General features: G+C 68.0%; 16 protein-coding genes, 2 tRNA genes and 1 rRNA gene. 10 read left to right on the top strand and 9 right to left on the bottom strand.

What is annotated here, in order from left to right:
- Positions 1-78: ribosomal RNA gene (locus ACWDTS_RS27175) — 16S ribosomal RNA — on the bottom strand; the annotation flags it as partial.
- Between the two features lie 564 nt (positions 79-642).
- Here ACWDTS_RS27175 and ACWDTS_RS27170 point away from each other — a divergent pair.
- The 3 genes from ACWDTS_RS27170 to ACWDTS_RS27160 all read left to right on the top strand — a co-directional run bounded on the left by ACWDTS_RS27170 (position 643) and on the right by ACWDTS_RS27160 (position 2,146).
- On the top strand, positions 643-1,158 hold the full coding sequence (locus ACWDTS_RS27170; RefSeq protein WP_450119402.1) for a DUF3558 domain-containing protein: 516 nt from the start codon (positions 643-645) through the stop codon (positions 1,156-1,158).
- 15 nt (positions 1,159-1,173) lie between these two features.
- Entirely contained in the window at positions 1,174-1,548 is a 375-nt protein-coding gene (locus ACWDTS_RS27165) for a hypothetical protein (RefSeq protein ID WP_450119401.1), read from the top strand.
- Between the two features lie 64 nt (positions 1,549-1,612).
- Entirely contained in the window at positions 1,613-2,146 is a 534-nt protein-coding gene (locus ACWDTS_RS27160) for a DUF3558 family protein (RefSeq protein WP_450119400.1), read from the top strand.
- Positions 2,147-2,167: 21 nt separating this feature from the next.
- Here the strand turns inward: ACWDTS_RS27160 and ACWDTS_RS27155 are convergent, their stop codons facing one another.
- Positions 2,168-2,419 carry a hypothetical protein gene (locus ACWDTS_RS27155; RefSeq protein ID WP_450119399.1) on the bottom strand — a complete coding sequence of 84 codons (252 nt, stop codon included), beginning with the start codon at positions 2,417-2,419 and terminating at the stop codon, positions 2,168-2,170.
- A 114-nt stretch (positions 2,420-2,533) separates the two neighbouring features.
- On the opposite strand from ACWDTS_RS27155, the gene ACWDTS_RS27150 reads away from it, so the two are divergent.
- The 4 genes from ACWDTS_RS27150 (at position 2,534) to ACWDTS_RS27135 (ending at position 6,479) form a co-directional block, all read left to right on the top strand.
- On the top strand, positions 2,534-4,024 hold the full coding sequence (locus ACWDTS_RS27150) for a hypothetical protein (protein WP_450119398.1): 1,491 nt from the start codon (positions 2,534-2,536) through the stop codon (positions 4,022-4,024).
- Entirely contained in the window at positions 4,021-4,800 is a 780-nt protein-coding gene (locus ACWDTS_RS27145; protein WP_450119397.1) for an ESX secretion-associated protein EspG, read from the top strand. The genes ACWDTS_RS27150 and ACWDTS_RS27145 overlap by 4 nt, the downstream gene beginning before the upstream one ends.
- A gap of 98 nt (positions 4,801-4,898) precedes the next feature.
- Positions 4,899-6,044, top strand: a complete 1,146-nt coding sequence (locus ACWDTS_RS27140; protein ID WP_248676521.1) for a DNA cytosine methyltransferase — start codon at positions 4,899-4,901, stop codon at positions 6,042-6,044.
- Between the two features lie 60 nt (positions 6,045-6,104).
- Entirely contained in the window at positions 6,105-6,479 is a 375-nt protein-coding gene (locus ACWDTS_RS27135; RefSeq protein ID WP_450111363.1) for a very short patch repair endonuclease, read from the top strand.
- Positions 6,480-6,520: 41 nt separating this feature from the next.
- Here the strand turns inward: ACWDTS_RS27135 and ACWDTS_RS27130 are convergent, their stop codons facing one another.
- The 3 genes from ACWDTS_RS27130 to ACWDTS_RS27120 are packed head-to-tail and all read right to left on the bottom strand — an operon-like array spanning position 6,521 to position 9,274.
- Positions 6,521-6,835 carry a DUF2510 domain-containing protein gene (locus tag ACWDTS_RS27130; RefSeq protein ID WP_450111357.1) on the bottom strand — a complete coding sequence of 105 codons (315 nt, stop codon included), beginning with the start codon at positions 6,833-6,835 and terminating at the stop codon, positions 6,521-6,523.
- Between the two features lie 58 nt (positions 6,836-6,893).
- On the bottom strand, positions 6,894-8,042 hold the full coding sequence (locus ACWDTS_RS27125) for an acyl-CoA dehydrogenase family protein (protein WP_450119396.1): 1,149 nt from the start codon (positions 8,040-8,042) through the stop codon (positions 6,894-6,896).
- A complete protein-coding gene (locus ACWDTS_RS27120) occupies positions 8,042-9,274 on the bottom strand; it encodes an acyl-CoA dehydrogenase family protein (RefSeq protein ID WP_450119395.1) in 1,233 nt (410 codons plus the stop codon). Before ACWDTS_RS27120 ends, ACWDTS_RS27125 begins: the two co-directional genes overlap by 1 nt.
- A 292-nt stretch (positions 9,275-9,566) precedes the next feature.
- Between ACWDTS_RS27120 and ACWDTS_RS27115 the strand changes: the two genes are divergently transcribed.
- Positions 9,567-10,460, top strand: coding sequence for a TIGR03619 family F420-dependent LLM class oxidoreductase (locus tag ACWDTS_RS27115; RefSeq protein WP_450119394.1), 894 nt, complete (start codon positions 9,567-9,569; stop codon positions 10,458-10,460).
- 54 nt (positions 10,461-10,514) lie between these two features.
- On the opposite strand, the gene ACWDTS_RS27110 is transcribed toward ACWDTS_RS27115, so the two are convergent.
- The 3 genes from ACWDTS_RS27110 to ACWDTS_RS27100 form a co-directional block, all read right to left on the bottom strand.
- Positions 10,515-10,587 (bottom strand) — tRNA-Arg (locus ACWDTS_RS27110).
- 43 nt (positions 10,588-10,630) lie between these two features.
- Positions 10,631-10,722: transfer RNA gene (locus ACWDTS_RS27105), tRNA-Ser, on the bottom strand.
- A gap of 76 nt (positions 10,723-10,798) precedes the next feature.
- Positions 10,799-11,509, bottom strand: coding sequence for a dienelactone hydrolase family protein (locus ACWDTS_RS27100; protein ID WP_450119393.1), 711 nt, complete (start codon positions 11,507-11,509; stop codon positions 10,799-10,801).
- 62 nt (positions 11,510-11,571) lie between these two features.
- On the opposite strand from ACWDTS_RS27100, the gene hisC reads away from it, so the two are divergent.
- Together hisC and ACWDTS_RS27090 are read left to right on the top strand one after the other, a co-directional pair.
- Positions 11,572-12,651: a histidinol-phosphate transaminase gene (gene hisC, locus ACWDTS_RS27095; RefSeq protein WP_197251808.1), complete on the top strand. Its 1,080-nt coding sequence runs from the start codon at positions 11,572-11,574 to the stop codon at positions 12,649-12,651.
- Between the two features lie 106 nt (positions 12,652-12,757).
- Positions 12,758-14,443 carry a bifunctional metallophosphatase/5'-nucleotidase gene (locus ACWDTS_RS27090; RefSeq protein WP_450119392.1) on the top strand — a complete coding sequence of 562 codons (1,686 nt, stop codon included), beginning with the start codon at positions 12,758-12,760 and terminating at the stop codon, positions 14,441-14,443.
- Here ACWDTS_RS27090 and ACWDTS_RS27085 read toward each other — a convergent pair.
- Positions 14,430-15,422: an alpha/beta hydrolase gene (locus ACWDTS_RS27085; RefSeq protein WP_450119391.1), complete on the bottom strand. Its 993-nt coding sequence runs from the start codon at positions 15,420-15,422 to the stop codon at positions 14,430-14,432. The two genes, ACWDTS_RS27090 and ACWDTS_RS27085, sit on opposite strands and share 14 nt — an antisense overlap.
- Positions 15,423-15,450: the final 28 nt, after the last annotated feature.

Here is a 15,450-nt window from a genome sequence, read left to right as displayed (position 1 = left end):
TGGGCTTCATCGTTCGACTTGCATGTGTTAAGCACGCCGCCAGCGTTCGTCCTGAGCCAGGATCAAACTCTCCGTTAAAGACTCACGATTCCCCCGAGGGGGTAATCAGTCATAGACATCGAGCCAAATCACTAGCGTAAAAACTCAAACTAGCAAACACTGGACCACCACAGACGGAAGAATGTGATGTCCAGCAACAACCACCCACATAATTGTGAAGTGGTCGCACCAAAAAAATTTGGCACTGACATTCATCGGCACACTGTTGAGTTCTCAAAGAACACGCACACACCATCACTCGCGAACCGCAGTCCGTCCGTTCCGGGGCAACTGTTCCAGCCTAATCCCATCCACCCACAGACGCAAATCCGTGCGCTTCCCGAATCAGGGGCGGTGCGAAACCCTACCAGAAGGTTCCGAACCAGTGAAATTCGCAGGCGCCTTCGTCCAACCTCGTTTCCCGTACCTTCCGGTCCGGGTCGGTGTCCGTGTCGCTCTGACCTGGAATAAGTTACGCGAAGGCTACACAGAACACCAAATCGCCAGGTCAACGCCAATTTTCATGCGAAACATGTCGGTGGAACCAGCACCGGATCACGTGCGTCGAACCCTGATGAGGGCACTTCCAAGGAAGGGACAGGGATGCGGCGGGCAATCGCGTTGGTCGTGCTGTCGTCATTGCTGCCGCTGGCCGGCTGCTCCGTCTCGAACTCGGTGACAGGTAGAGCGACCAAGGAGGTGCCTTCCGAGCTGTTCGACCCTTGCACCCTTCCCGACGATGCGCTCCGAAGCGTGAATGTCGACCCGGCGACCGCTGCTGCTGACTTCTTCGGAGTCCAATCGGAGGGCTGGGAACTCTGCAGCTGGAGATCGGACTGGTACTTCCTGTCCATCTTCACCACGGACACCAGCGTCGAAGAACTGCGCAAGCGGCCCAAGAACACGGACTTCCGCCCCGTGGAGGTCGGCACACGCGACGCCGTTACCTTCCGCAGCATCTACGAGAGCGAAGCCGACCTGTGCGACCTCGCATATCCGAGTGACGCCGGAACCGTGATCATCCGCGTAAGCACGAGGGGCACCAAGGAACAGCTGGAAGATCCCTGCGATGTAAGCGTCCGCACTGCTCGGGCGCTCGATACGTACATCCCGGCGTAACTCCCAGGAGGACAGGTGACCACCCCCGCCACCCAGTTCGAGCAGCTGGTCCATACCGCGGAGTCCGGCGGACTCTTCCTTGAGCCGGACGCAGCCGCGTCGTGCTCAGCTGCATGCGATCAGTTCCTTGTCGTTCTCGAGGACTTGAAGCGGAGCAGCCGCGACCTCCTGTGCAAGGACGCGTTCGGAACACTTCCCTCCGCCCAAGCCCTCGGCCAGAAGTTCGACGACAAAGCCATCGGCCCTGGCGGGTTCACCGAAGTCCTTCAGCAGCACATCGACACCGTCACACGTATGAAGGCGCTCTTCGAGGCCGCCGGCAAGGCATACGTCGAAACCGACGCGGAGACGCGCGCCCGTATCGCCGCAGCAGCCCACCCCGACAGATAGGGGAACCGACGCCCGCGTCGCTGCGTCCAACCCGATAGGCATCACCATCGAGGAAGGACGACGGATGCGCACAGCTCTCACCGCTGTCCTGCTCGGCGCCTTTGTTGCGACGACCGCAGGGTGTTCGATCGACAACGCGATCAAGGGGCGAGCCACCAAGACCGGTCCCACCACCCTGTTCGACCCTTGCACCCTTCCGGACGAGGCGCTCCACGCCATCGGGGTAGACCCGGCAACCGCTGAACCCGACTTCTTCGGTGTCCAATCCGAAGGCTGGGAAGTGTGCGCATGGGAAGCGGACTGGTACTTCGTCACCGTCGCTGCCACTGACGTCACCGTCGAGGAGTTTCGCTCGCGCCCGAAGAACACCGAATTCCGGCCGGTCACCGTTGGTACCCGCGACGCGTACACCTTCCGCAGCATCTACCCGAGCGAGGAAGCTCTGTGCGACCTCATCTATCCCAGTTCCCGCGGATCCGTCGTGATTCGAGCAAGCGCCAAGGGAACGGAGCGTGGACGCGAAGGAGGGCTTCCCGAAGATCCGTGTGTCGTCACTCTCCGAACAGCTATCACCCTCGACCCCTATATCCCCGACTGAACTGGACCTTCCGTGAGCAATTCACAGACGTTGTTCATCCAACTCGCCCAGGACGCCGAGGCTGGCCAGCTCTTCCTCGAACCCGACGCCGCCGCAAGCTGCGCACAAGCATGCGCACAGTTCCTCGAGGTCCTTGATCATCTGCAGCGCCAAGCCGAGTTCCTCCAATGCAAGGAAGCGTTTGGGCACCTCCCCTCCGCCCGAGCCCTCGGCCAGAAGTTCGACGACAAAGCCATCGGCCCCGGCGGGTTCACCGAAGTCCTCCAGCAGCACATCGACACCGTGACTCGCATGAAGTACCTGTTCGAAGCCGCAGGTAAGGCATACGTCGAGACCGAGGACGAGAACGCCCGCGCGTTCACGATCATCCCCGGCGGGAGATGACCGATGGGACTTCCTTCGTTCACCGACCTCCTGGCCGGACTCTCGATGCAGACCCTCGCCCGGGGCAAGCAGGCGCTCCCCGAGGTCGCCGCGACGATCGATTCGACCAGCGGCACCACCCGCATCGCGCTCGAAGCCCTCGACGCGATAGGCGGAATCCATGCGGTCGCCTGGGCACAGGATCGGGCGGCGCGTGAGCGGGGCAGCGCCGCGCGCGCGGAGCTCGAGTCGTCATTCGGCGTCGCCGCGTCCGACTTCACCGGTGATTTCGAGCCGCCGGCGGTGTCGGTGATGGAGTTCTTCGATGGCATGTCTCATGCCGAGATCGTGGAGTTCGTCGAGGCGATGAAACCGTCGCGGATGCGGGAGAGCGTCGAGGGGTGGGGTCGCGCGCAGGTCCTCCTCGACGACAACCTCAAGGTGTTCCGCACCGCGATCGCGTCGGTGTTCACGGAGCACTGGACGGGGACCACCGCGAGCGCCGCGGGCCGCGGTGTCGCCGACTACTCGGCGAGTCTGACGCAGCTCACCAATGCGCTCGCGTTGGTGACGAACAGCCTCGGCTACGCGAGCGCGGGCATCGAGCAGGTCAAGCAGCGACTCCCGGATCCCCCGCAGTCGACGTGGTCGCACGCGCTTCGCGCCGGTATCGCGGGCGGATTGACGACGCTGCCGACCGGAACTCTCTCTTTCCGAGTGAACGATCTCTTCCACGCGGAGGAAGAAGCCCGGGCGACTGCCGTCCGCATCATGCAGGAGGACTACGCGCCGACGGTCACGACCGCGGATTCGCGCGTCCCCGTGCTGCCGCCCGCGTTCGATCCGACCGCAGACGGCAGCGCCGGTTCGGTGGGATATCCCGGAGCCGGCGGCGGACCCGGTTCGTCGGGAGTGGGTCGAGGGAGCGGCAGCGGCTCGGGCGGTTCGTCGGTCTCGACCTATGCGCAGGGCAGCGGCGACAGCGGGAGCGGTGAGCCGAGCAGCTCCGCGGCAGCCGGTCCCGGATCCACCGGTACCGACACGCGGAACGCTTTCGGAGCACCGGGCTCGCAGCGTTCCGGCCCCGAAGCACAAGACCCCGCGCGCACGACGGCAGCGTCCGCCGATCCCCGCAGCGCCGTGCCTGCGTCCACCACCGGCTGGCCCGGCAGCCCCTCGCCCGGCTCCGCCGGCACCGTCGGCGGTGGCTCCGGCACGGGATCACCGGGTGTGGGATCACCGGGTTCCGGGCTGTCGGGATCGGGCTCGCCGGGCGCGGTCCCACCCGGATTCGTATCCGGTCCGGCTGCCGCGACCCCTGCCTCGGGAGCCGCTCCCGGTGCGGCCCGCGGAGTCGGTCGCGCGACTGCGATGCCGATGGGCATGATGCCGCCCCACGCCGGCAAGGGCGACGAGGAGAAACGCTCCGTGCCCGGCTACCTCGTCACCGAGGAACACGGCAACGAACTGATCGGCGACATTCCCGCCACGACTCCCCCGGTGCTCGGCGCATGAGCGCCGGCGCTCGGCGCACGGATACAGCGTGGCGACTGACACAACTCGAGTTCGCGGCGGTCTGGCAGCTGTTCGGTCGCGACCGTCCGCCGTTCCCGTTCCAGTTCCGCAGCACCGACCGCACCGTCGACGAGGCGCTTGCATCCCGGGCGGACGCGGCCGCGCGGATGCGTCGCGTCCTGGACGAGGACCTGTACGCGGCGTTCGTAACCCTCGCGGATCCGTCGGTGCGGATCGAAGCGCTGGGCCTGGACCGGTTGAACACGGCGGACGAATCCGCGGTTCGCATCCACGCGGCTGTGCGCGGCGGCCGTGCCGTCGTCCTCAGCGAGAGCAGCGGCCCGGACGGTCTCGGCCTCGATGTGGCGCTCGTGCAGTCGGGTGCCGCCGCCCGCCGGGTCGTCGAGCTGCTGCCGGACGCGGCACGCGGCCGACGACCGGCCCTGCACCTTTCCGACCGCGAACCGGACACGGGCACGCTGCTGCGCGACAGCCGGTACCGCTCCGTCCGGGAGGTCGCCGCCGAGTTCTTCGATCGGCCGCGGGACTCCGCCGGAGAAATCACGGTGACGCCGGGCGGTGCGGTCGACGCGCGCGGCGGGTCCGGAGCGGAGAGCTTCGGGTGGACGGATTTCACCGGGGACGGTCGTTATCTGATGCGTCGGGCGGATCACATCGAGGCGGTTCCGGCCGGTCCGCGGGACGTCGAACAGCGGATTCTCCACTCGGTGGACCGGGCCCTGCGGGCCTATTCGGCGCGTTCGGGGGCGTTCTGAGGGGCACGTCCCCCGTCGGCGTACGGACCGCACGGAAACTCGAGTAACGTTCTCCGTGAACTGAGCAAGGAAAGGGTGCCGTGACGTCGACGGGGAACATGGTGGGGCTGTTCGCCGGGATCGGCGGGCTCGAGCTGGGATTGCGAGATCACGGCTGGAACACCGAGCTGCTCTGTGAGATCGACGCCGGCGCCCAGGCCGTGCTGCGGACCCGCTTTCCGGATGTGCCGTTGCATCCGGACGTCACGCGACTGCGGTCGCTTCCCCAGCGCACCGAGCTGGTCGCGGCGGGTTTCCCGTGCCAGGACCTGTCGCAGGCGGGCCGGACCGCCGGCATCACCGGTTCGCGATCCGGCCTCGTCGACGAGGTGTTCCGGCTGGTCAAACGCAAGCAGGGCCCGCGGTGGCTGGTCATCGAGAACGTGCCGTTCATGCTGCAGCTCGCGCGGGGATCGGCGATGCGGCACATCACCGACGCGCTCGAGGACCTCGGATACGCGTGGGCGTATCGGGTGGTCGATGCGCGGGCCTTCGGGTTGCCGCAGCGTCGCCAGCGGGTCCTGATGGTGGCCTCCCGCACCGAGGATCCGCGCGCGGTGCTGTTCGGTGAGGACGCCGGCGCTCCCGACGAGGGTGATCCGGCGGCGTATCCGTGCGGCTTCTACTGGACCGAGGGTGTGCGGGGTCTGGGTTGGGCGGTCAACGCGGTCCCGACCCTCAAGGGAGGCTCGACCGTCGGTATCGCGAGTCCCCCGGCGGTGCGGTTGCCGTCCGGGGAGATCGTCACGCCGGGCCTCGTCGATGCCGAACGGCTGCAGGGCTTCGATCCGGACTGGACGGCGCCGGCCACCGAGGCGCCGGGCGTGCGGACCGGGCATCGGTGGCGTCTCGTCGGCAATGCGGTGAGTGTGCGGATGGCCTCGTGGGTGGGGCATCGGCTGTCGAATCCGATCGACTACTCGCCCGATCACCAGTCGCCGCTGCGTCCCGGGGATCCGTGGCCGAGTGCGGCGTGGGGGGCGAACCGCCGGGCGTTCCGCGTGCACGAGTCGCACTGGCCGGTGCAGGAACCGTACGAGGATCTGGGCGGATTCCTGGAAGACGCGCGGTTGCTGTCCGCACGCGCGACCGCCGGTTTCCTGCGCCGGGCGCGGTCGGGCAACCTGCGCTTCGTCCCGGGTTTCCTCGACGACGTGGAGAGCCACCTCGATCGGATGGGTGGATTCCCCGAGGCCGCGGCCTGACGGGCTGACGCCGTGTCCGCATCCGAACGTCCCGCGACCGATCCGGTGACGAGTGCCCGGATGAGCAGGCAGCGTCGCCGCGACACCGCGCCCGAGGTGGCGTTGCGTCGCGAACTGCATCGCCGCGGGCTGCGGTTCTTCGTCGACCGCGCTCCCCTGCCTGGCCTGCGGCGCCGCGCGGACCTGGTGTTTCCCCGGCGTCATCTCGCGGTGTACGTGGACGGATGCTTCTGGCACCGCTGTCCCGTGCACGCGACCGACCCGAAGAACAACTCCGAGTGGTGGGCGGCGAAGCTCGCCGGGAACGTCGCCCGCGACCGGGACACCGACGCGCGTCTCGCGGCGGCGGGCTGGACGGTCGTGCGGATCTGGGAACACGAGGATCCACTGGTCGCGGCCGATCGGGTGCAGAACGCACTGACGCCGCCGTCCTGAGGGACGGCGGCGTCGAGGTGGACGTGCTCGGGTCGTGGTGGTCAGTAGGTCTGCTGCATCCCCTGGCCGGTGTTGCGGTGGTTGCCGGCGGGCTGGAACCGGTCGGTCCAGGCCGTTCCGTCGTACCAGCGCACGAAGGCCGGGTGTCCGGGATCGCTGTACCAGCCGGCGGGGCGGGCCGGTGCCTCGGGCTCCGCGGTCGCCGGCGCTGCGGAAGCCGGAGCATCACTCCGGACCGCCGACGTGGAGACCTTGGTGCTCGATTTCGATCCGAACACGCGAGGGATCAGCAGGGCCAGGGCGGCCAGCAGAGCGACCAGCACCAGCAGTGCGGCGAAAACCCACAAGAAGCTCACCGCGCCATCGTTACATACAAGTTGTATGAAACCTAGCGGCGGTCCCGATGAGTGACCTTCATCGCTTGCTCAGCGCGGCGTACCGGGCGCGATGCTGATCGGCGGTGCCGAACTCGTGTTCCAAGGCCGTCAGGCGCTTGAAGTAGTGCCCGACCGCCAGCTCCTCCGTCATGCCCATGCCGCCGTGGAGCTGGACCGCGTTCTGGCCGATGAACCGCGCCGCCCGGCTGACGGTGACCTTGGCCGCCGAGACCGCGCGCGCCCGCACCGCGCGCTCCGACTCGAGGTTGAGAATCGCCAGGTAGACCGCCGAGATGGACTGCTCGAGCTCGATGTACATGTCGACCATGCGGTGCTGCAGCACCTGGAAGGACCCGATCGGCTGGCCGAACTGCTGCCGCTGCTTCGCGTACTCGACCGTGTCCGCCAGCACCTTCCGCATGAGGCCCACGCCTTCGGCGCACACCGCGGCGGTCGCCTCGTCGAGAGCCTGCTCGACCGAATCCCACGCCTCGCCGTCGGCGCCGAGCAGCGCGTCGGCGGGCAACCGCAGGCCGGTGAACACCAGGTCGGCGGCGCGGCGGTCGTCGATGGTCCGGTAGCTGTGGACCTCGACACCCTCGGGCGGATTCTCGGCGTCGAAGTCGACGAGGAACAGCGACACCCCGTCGGTGTCGCGGCGCTCCCCCGAGGTCCGGGCGGTCACGAGCAGCTTCTGCGCCCACGGGGCGCTGCCGACGACGATCTTCTCGCCGTCGAGCACCCACGAGTCGCCGTCGCGGCGAGCGGTGGTGGTCACGTCGTGGAGCACGTTGCCGGAGGTCGGCTCGGTCGCGGCGAACGCGACGACGGCCTCGCCCGCGACGATGTCCTCGAGCACCGCCTCGGCGCGGGCACCGCCGGTCCGGGCGAGCAGCCCGGCGCCGAGGACGACCGTGTCGACGTACGGCTCGACGACGAGGGCGTAGCCGAGCTGCTCGGCGACGATCATCAGCTCGACGGGACCGCCGTCGAGACCACCGAACTTCTCCGGCACGGTGGCACCGAGGATGCCGAGTTCCTCGGCGAAGCCCCTCCAGATGTGCGGCTGATGGCCGGCACCGATCGTCGCCGCCTTACGGCTCTCGGCGAGGTCGTAGCGCGATGCGAGGAACCTGGCGATCGAGTCGCGGAGCAGTTCCTGTTCTTTGGTCAGACTGAAGTCCATCAGAGCCCCAATGCTGCTTTCGCCAGAATGTTTCGCTGAATTTCGTTGCTGCCCGCGTAGATCGAGCCGGCGCGGTCGTTGAAGTAGCGCAGCGGCGCAACCGCCTGCCATTCTTCGCCGCTGAGGTAGTCGTCGGCGGGAGGAACGAAGTCCGCGATCGGACCGCCGGGCTTCGTCCGGTGCGGCTGGTACGCGCGGCCACGCGGCCCGGCGGCTTCCAGCGTCAACTCCGTGAGCGTCTGACTGAGTTCGGTGGAGAGCACCTTGAGCATCGACGCAGCCGGGCCCGGGTCGCCGCCCGACGACATCGTGGACATCGTCCGGTATTCGAGGATCTCGAGGACCTCGGTGCGGATGCGCGCGTCGGCGAGTTTCGCCGCGAACGCCGGGTCGTCGATCAGCGCGCCGCCGTCGGGACCGGGCTGCTCGGCGGCGACCTCGGCGAGCCGCTCGGCCATCACCTGAAGCGCCGGGGCCGCGGCGCCGCCGCCGCGTTCGAAGATCAGCAGGTACTTCGCGACCGTCCAGCCCTCGTCGATCTTGCCCAGGACGTTGGCCTTGGGCACCCGGACGCCGTCGAAGAACACCTGGTTCTGCACCTCCTCGCCGGAGGTCATCACCAGCGGGCGGATCTCGATGCCGGGCGAGGTCATGTCGATAAGCAGGAACGTGATGCCCTGCTGCTTCCGGCCGGTCCGCGACGTGCGCACAAGCGCGAACATCCAGTTCGCCTCGGTGGCGTGCGTCGTCCAGATCTTGCTGCCGGTGACGATCAGGTCGTCGCCGTCCTCGACGGCGGCCATCGACAGGGACGCGAGGTCGGAGCCGGCCTCGGGCTCCGAGTAGCCCTGGCAGAAGAAGACCTCGCCGGTGAGGATGCCGGGCAGGAAGTAGTCCTTCTGCTCCTGGGTGCCGAACGCGATGATCGCGTGCGCGACCATCCGGATGCCCATCGGCGAGAGCGACGGTGCTCCGGCGAGGATCGACTCCCTGCTGAAGATGTAGTGCTGGGTGAGGCTCCAGTCGCAGCCTCCGTACTCCACGGGCCAAGCCGGAGCAGCCCATCCACGCCCGTGCAGGATGCGCTGCCACTCCATGCTGGCCTCGTGGTCCGGATACACGCTCGTCGCCGACTTACCGGCGCGGCGTATCTCGGGCGTCAGCTTCTCTTCGAGAAATGCCCGTACCTCGTCCCGGAAGGCCGAATCGGCCTCTGACCACGAAAGATCCATCGATGCTCCCGGTTCTGGGGTGCTCGTCAGCGAAGACGAGCGGTGAGAATCACCATTAACTTAACAAGCTCAGGCGGAATCTACCGAGGATTTGTACCCCACGTCAACAGATCCTTTCGATCGCTCTCCGGATGGGATTGCCCGGAGAAGACGCGCTCACACACGGTTGCGGTCGCAAATCGAAGCACTCCACCCGCAGCGCTTCCGAAATAACATTCTCGCAATACGGAAACCTCGATCTCGCGCGGTCGGCCGGGTGTGCGGCCGCACACGACCCACAAGGAGGAACGGCGTGAAGTTCTGGTGCGGGACCGCGTTCATGAACACATCCGAGATGCCGGCGGTGGCGCAGATGCTCGACACCAACGGCTACCACGGGATTCTCGTCTCCGATCACCTCGTCTACCCGAAGCACATGAAGACGCCCTATCCGGCGACACCCGACGGCAAACTCTTCTGGCCGCCGGAAACCGAATGGCCCGACGCCTGGGTGCTCATCGGAGCCATGGCAGCGGTCACCACCGACCTGCATTTCGGCAACAACGTCTACATCGCGCCGTCGCGGCCGCTGCTCGAGGTCGCCAAGCAGGTCGCGACCGCCGCGGCGATCGCCCAGGGCCGGGTGTCCATCGGGCTGTCCGCCGGCTGGATGCGCGACGAGTTCGAACTGCTCGGCCAGGACTTCGACAATCGCGGTCGCCGCCTCGACGAGATGGTCGACGCGCTCCGGGCCCTGTGGCAGGGCGGATGGGTGTCGTGGCAGGGCGAGTTCTACGACATCCCCGAGATGATGATCGAACCGCATCCGCCGCAGCCGGTGCCGGTGCTGTGCGGGGGCGAATCCAACGCGGCACTCAAACGCGCCGCCCGCCTGTGCGACGGGTGGGTGGGCACCGCCTACACCCTCGAGGAAGCCGAACGCGTGATCGGCCGGCTCAACGGATACCGACGTGAATACGGACGGGAGAACGAGCCCTTCGAGATCATCGCGACCGTGCGCGGCGAACCCGCCCCGGACCTCTACGAACGCGCCGCCGAACTCGGCATCACCGGGGTGATGATCTCGCCGTGGGCGAACTGGGACCGCACCCACGCCGGGGACCATACGGACCTGAAGCACCCGGCCGAACGCTACCGGGAACCGATCGAACGGTTCGCCGAGGAGATCGTGGCGAAACTGCCGTAGTCCACCGCCGGAACGAGAAAACCCCGCATCGCGATCGATGCGGGGTTTTCGCTGTGCGCCCGAAGGGATTCGAACCCCTAACCTTCTGATCCGTAGTCAGATGCTCTATCCGTTGAGCTACGGGCGCATATCCGTATTCAGTTGTTCCGCCGGTGAACCATACACCAACGTGGCGGAGGCGAGAGGATTTGAACCTCCGGTCCCCTGTAAGGGGGACAACTCATTAGCAGTGAGTCCCATTCGGCCGCTCTGGCACGCCTCCTCGGGGGGTTTCGATTCTCTCGAACCGCCGGACCGAAACATTACACATGCTCCCCCAGTAAATGCAAAACGCCTGGTCAGCGCATATGTGCGTCGAACCAGTCGAAGATCCTGCGTCGCGCGTCGACGATCGCCGCCTCCCGCGGATCCGTCTCCGGATCGACCGTCGCGTGCTCGACCGGAGGCTCGTCCGGGCGATGCGCCAGCCCCGGATAGCCGACCACGAGCGTCGGCGCATCCGCACCGGCCGCGGCGTCCTGCAACCGCTCGACGTCGGCGGGCGGCGTGCCCGGATCGTCCTCCCCGTACAGCCCGAGCCAGGGCGCCTGCAGCGACCCGACGATCGACAACAGCGCCGGCGCGTCCGGATGCACCGGCGTCGCGATGCCGCGCGCGGCGACGCTCACCACCGCACCCACCCGGCGTTGGGTGGCCACGACGAGCGCGGCGGCACCGGCATCGTCGAATCCGATCAGCCCGATCATGTCGGGCGACACACCTCGGCCCGCGATCCACTCGAAGGCGGCATCGACGTCGGCGAACAGGGCGTCGCCGAACACCTCCACCGCGGAGTGCGTCGGCTCGCGATGGAACAGGTGCGGTGCGACGACGAGCCAGCGTTCCCCCGCCAGCGCGTCCATGAACTGCAGCAATGCCGGTGAGAACACCCGCGACTCGTGCAGCAGCACGATCGCGCCGCGCGCTGCACCGTCCGGCCGGATCACCGTCAGCGGGACCTGCCCCGCGTCCCCCGGCAGCGAAGCCGAAACGGTGCTGATGACCTGCATACCGTCAACGATCGCACGACCACCGCGTGTGTGCACGGGATCGCCGAGCGCATAATCGCGTGGTGACTCCACGTACTCGTCCCGACCTTGCCGCTATCCCCGCCTACGTGCCCGGACGGAGTTTTCCGGGGGCGATCAAGCTGGCCAGCAACGAGACGACCGCCGGTCCTCTGCCGAGCGTGCGGGAGGCCATCGCCGAGGCGACGACGACCCTGAACCGGTATCCGGACAACTCGTCGGCGGCGCTGATCGGCGCGCTGTCCGCGCGGCTCGGCGTCGGTCCCGAGCGCATCGCCGTCGGATGCGGGTCGGTGAGCCTGTGCCAGGAACTCGTGCAGATCGCGTGCAATGCCGGTGACGAGGTCGTCTACTCGTGGCGCTCGTTCGAGGCGTACCCGGTGGTCGCGGCGGTGGCGGGCGCGACCGCGGTGCCGGTGCCGAACACCGCCGAGCACGGGCACGACCTGCCGGCGATGCTGGCCGCGATCACCGACCGCACCCGCCTGGTCTTCATCTGCAATCCGAACAATCCGACGGGTTCGCTGCTCAGCCGCGACGAGCTCGTCAAGTTCCTGGACGAGGTGCCGTCGCACGTCCTGGTGGCGTTGGACGAGGCGTACTTCGAATACGTGCGTCCCGCGCCCGGTGAGGACCTGCCCGACGGGCTGACCCTTGTGGAGGGCCGCCCGAATGTCGTCGTGCTGCGGACGTTCTCGAAGGCGTACGGGCTCGCCGGGTTGCGCGTCGGATATGCCGTCGCCGATCCCGAGATCATCACCGCGCTCGGCAAGGTGCACACGCCGTTCGCGGTGAATTCGCTGGCCCAGAGTGCGGCGATCGCGTCGCTCGCTGCGGCGAGGGAACTCCTCGACCGGACCGAGCAGGTGGTCGCCGAACGCACCCGGATGTTCGACGCACTGACCGCGGCCGGCTACCCGGTGCCGCCGAGTGCCGCGAACTTCCTGTGGCTGCCCCTCGGCGAGCATTCGCCGGCGTTCTCCGAGGCCAGCGCCGAGGCGGGCGTCCTGATCCGGCACTACGGCACCGATGGTGCCCGCGTGACGATCGGCGACCCGCACGAGAACGACGCATTCCTCGCGTTCGCGACCGGCCCGGGTCGCGCATACGCAGGTCTCGAATAGCTCCGACTCCCACCCGAACGAGACCCAACCGTTACCTGCAGGTGCCAGGGGTGTGATCCGACGTTGACACACTCACCAAGCACGACGGCGGACGCGGAGGATGTGGATGGGTGGTCGCGTATCGCGTCGTCGGGGGGTGTCCTTGGCCTTGGCGACCGCGGTCCTGTGGGCGGCGGCCGGCCTGGGCCCGGCGGTCGCCCGGCCCCCCGAGGTCGTCCCGCTGCGCCTGATCGCGTTCGGTGACCTGCACGGCAACCTCCTGCCCCCGCAGGGTTCCCGCAGCAAGGTCGTCCGGTCCGACGGTGAGTCCGTGCCGGCCGGGGGTGCCGCCTACCTCGCCGCGTACGTCCGGCAACTGCGCAGCCAGGCCGAGAACTCGGTGCTGTATTCGGTGGGTGATGCGTGGGGTTCGTCCCCGCTCGAATCGGCGATGTTCCACGAGGAGCCGACCGTCGAACTGCTCAACGCGCTGGACGTGAACGCCCTGGCCCTGGGCAACCACGAGTTCGACCACGGCGTGGCGGAGTTGCAGCGCCTGCGCGACGGCGGCTGCCATGCCGAGGGATGCCGATACGTCTCCCCGTTCGAGGGCGCGCAGTTCCCGTTCCTCGGCGCGAACCTGTCCACGGCGGACGGCTCGCCCGCGGCGCTGCCGTTCAGCGTCGACTACATCGACGGTGTGCCGGTCGGTGTCATCGGGGTGCTCCCCCGTAACACCCCGGACGTGATCAGCGCCGAGTCCATCGAAGGCCTGCAGTTCGGGGACGAGGTCGAGGCCGCCGACCGTACCGCCGACATCCTCGACGCGCTGGGCGTCCGGTCGATCGTGCTGCTCTACAAGGGTGATCTGCCGGTGCCTTCCGGCCACGACACGTGCGATCCGGAATCCGGTCCGGCCGCGGCCGTCGCCACCCGGGTCTCACCGAAGATCGACGTCATCGTCACCTCCGACGGCGAGAGCCACTTCAACTGCAGCTTCCTCGATCCCCTCGGCAAGCCGCGCACGGTCGTGCAGGGCGCCTCCCACGGGCGCATCCTCTCGGTCGCCGATCTGACCATCGACCGCGAGAGTCGCGACGTGATCCGCGACCGCACCGTCTCGTTCAACCAGGTCGTCACGCACGACATCGCCCCCGACCCGCGGACGAAGGAATTCGTCGACAGGGCCGTCGACCAGTCCACCTCGGTCGCCGGGCGGTCCGTCGGGACCATCACCGCCGACCTCACCCGGGAGAAGACCGTCGGCGGCGAATCGACCCTCGGCAACGTCATCGCCGACGCCCAGCTCGCCGCGGCCGAATCGGCGGGCGCGCAGATCGCGCTGACCAACCCGGACGGCATGCGCGCGGATCTGACCCACGCCGACGACGGCGTCGTCACCTTCGGCGAAACCTACGCGGTGCAGCCGTTCGGGAACCGGCTGCTGCAGCTCGAGGTCACCGGCACGCAGCTCGTCGCCATCCTCGAGCAGCAGTTCCAGACCGACGTGTTCGGACACCCCTTCGAGCGGATCCTGTCGCCGTCGCACACGCTGCGCTACACCATCGACCGGGCGGCGGAGCAGGGTCGGCGGATCCAGGACGTGACGGTCGCGGGACAGCCGCTGGACCCCGCCGCGACGTACGTCGTCGTTGTCAACGACTTCCTGGCCGCGGGCGGCGACGGCTTCACCGCGTTCACCGAGGGTCGCCGCACGACCGGCGCAGGCGCCGACCTCGACGCGCTGAACGGGTATCTGTCGGCGCACGGTCCGGTCTCGCCGCCGCCGACCGATCGCATCAGCGTTCGCTGAGCCCGAGCGCGCGGGCCAGCGTCGGCCACGCCGACCGCAGGTCGTCCTGCCAGTACGGCCACGTGTGGGTGCCCCACGGCCGATACTCGACGGTCGCGGGAATGCGCAGTTCCCGCAGCCGGCGGTCGAAGGTGAGGGTGCAGGCGAACGCGCCGGCTTCGAGCGGGGCACCGACGGTCAGCACGTCGCTGTCCGCGCCCAAGTCGTAGGGGCCGAGCAGCCCGTTGCCGGTGCTGATGTAGATGTCCTTGCCGCGCAACGCTTCCGCGTTCGTGTACGGGTCGTGTTCCTTCCACTCCGGGTCGCCGGGCGCGCCCCACATGTTGTCGGGGTTCCCGCCCTTGTAAGCGACGGTGCCGCGCACCGAGTCCCGGGCGGAATCACGCGAGATGTCCAGGCAGCCACTGAGTGCCGCGACGCCCTCGTACAGGTCGGGATGGCGGGTGATCAGGGACATCGCGCCCGTCGCGCCCATCGACAGTCCGCCGATCGCGTCGACGCCGTTGCCGGAGAACTCGGCGTCGACGATCGGTGGAAGTTCCTGGGTCAGAAAGGTTTCCCACCGGTTGGTGCCGAGCACCGGATCCGGGTTGCGCCAGTCCGTGTAGTAGCTGGCGGTACCGCCGACGGGCAGGACGACGTTGACGTTCTTGTCGGCGAAGAAGTCGACGATGTCCGTCTTCTGCGTCCAGGTGCTCTCGCGGTAGTCGGATTCGGATCCGGCGCTGACGCCGTCGAGCAGGTACAGCGTCGGCCGCGGTCCCTGCCCCGACGGATGCAGCACCTGAACCTGCACGACGCGGTTCATCGACGGGGAGTACACGAACAGGGCGGATCGGCGGTCGGTGAGGTGCTCCACGTGGTCCACCCGGGCGGTCGGCACCGGATCCGCCGATGCCGGCGTCGCGCCGAGCAACGGCAGCAGAACCGAAAGGACGAAAGCGGCGATCGTCCCCTTGTACGTACCTCGTTTGTGCATCGATCTCCCCTGGTCCCCCGACGGCCCC

The organism is Rhodococcus sp. NPDC003383 (genome assembly GCF_053589115.1).
Note: the sequence above shows the minus strand (reverse complement) of the source record. Positions and strands in the feature narration are given on the sequence as shown.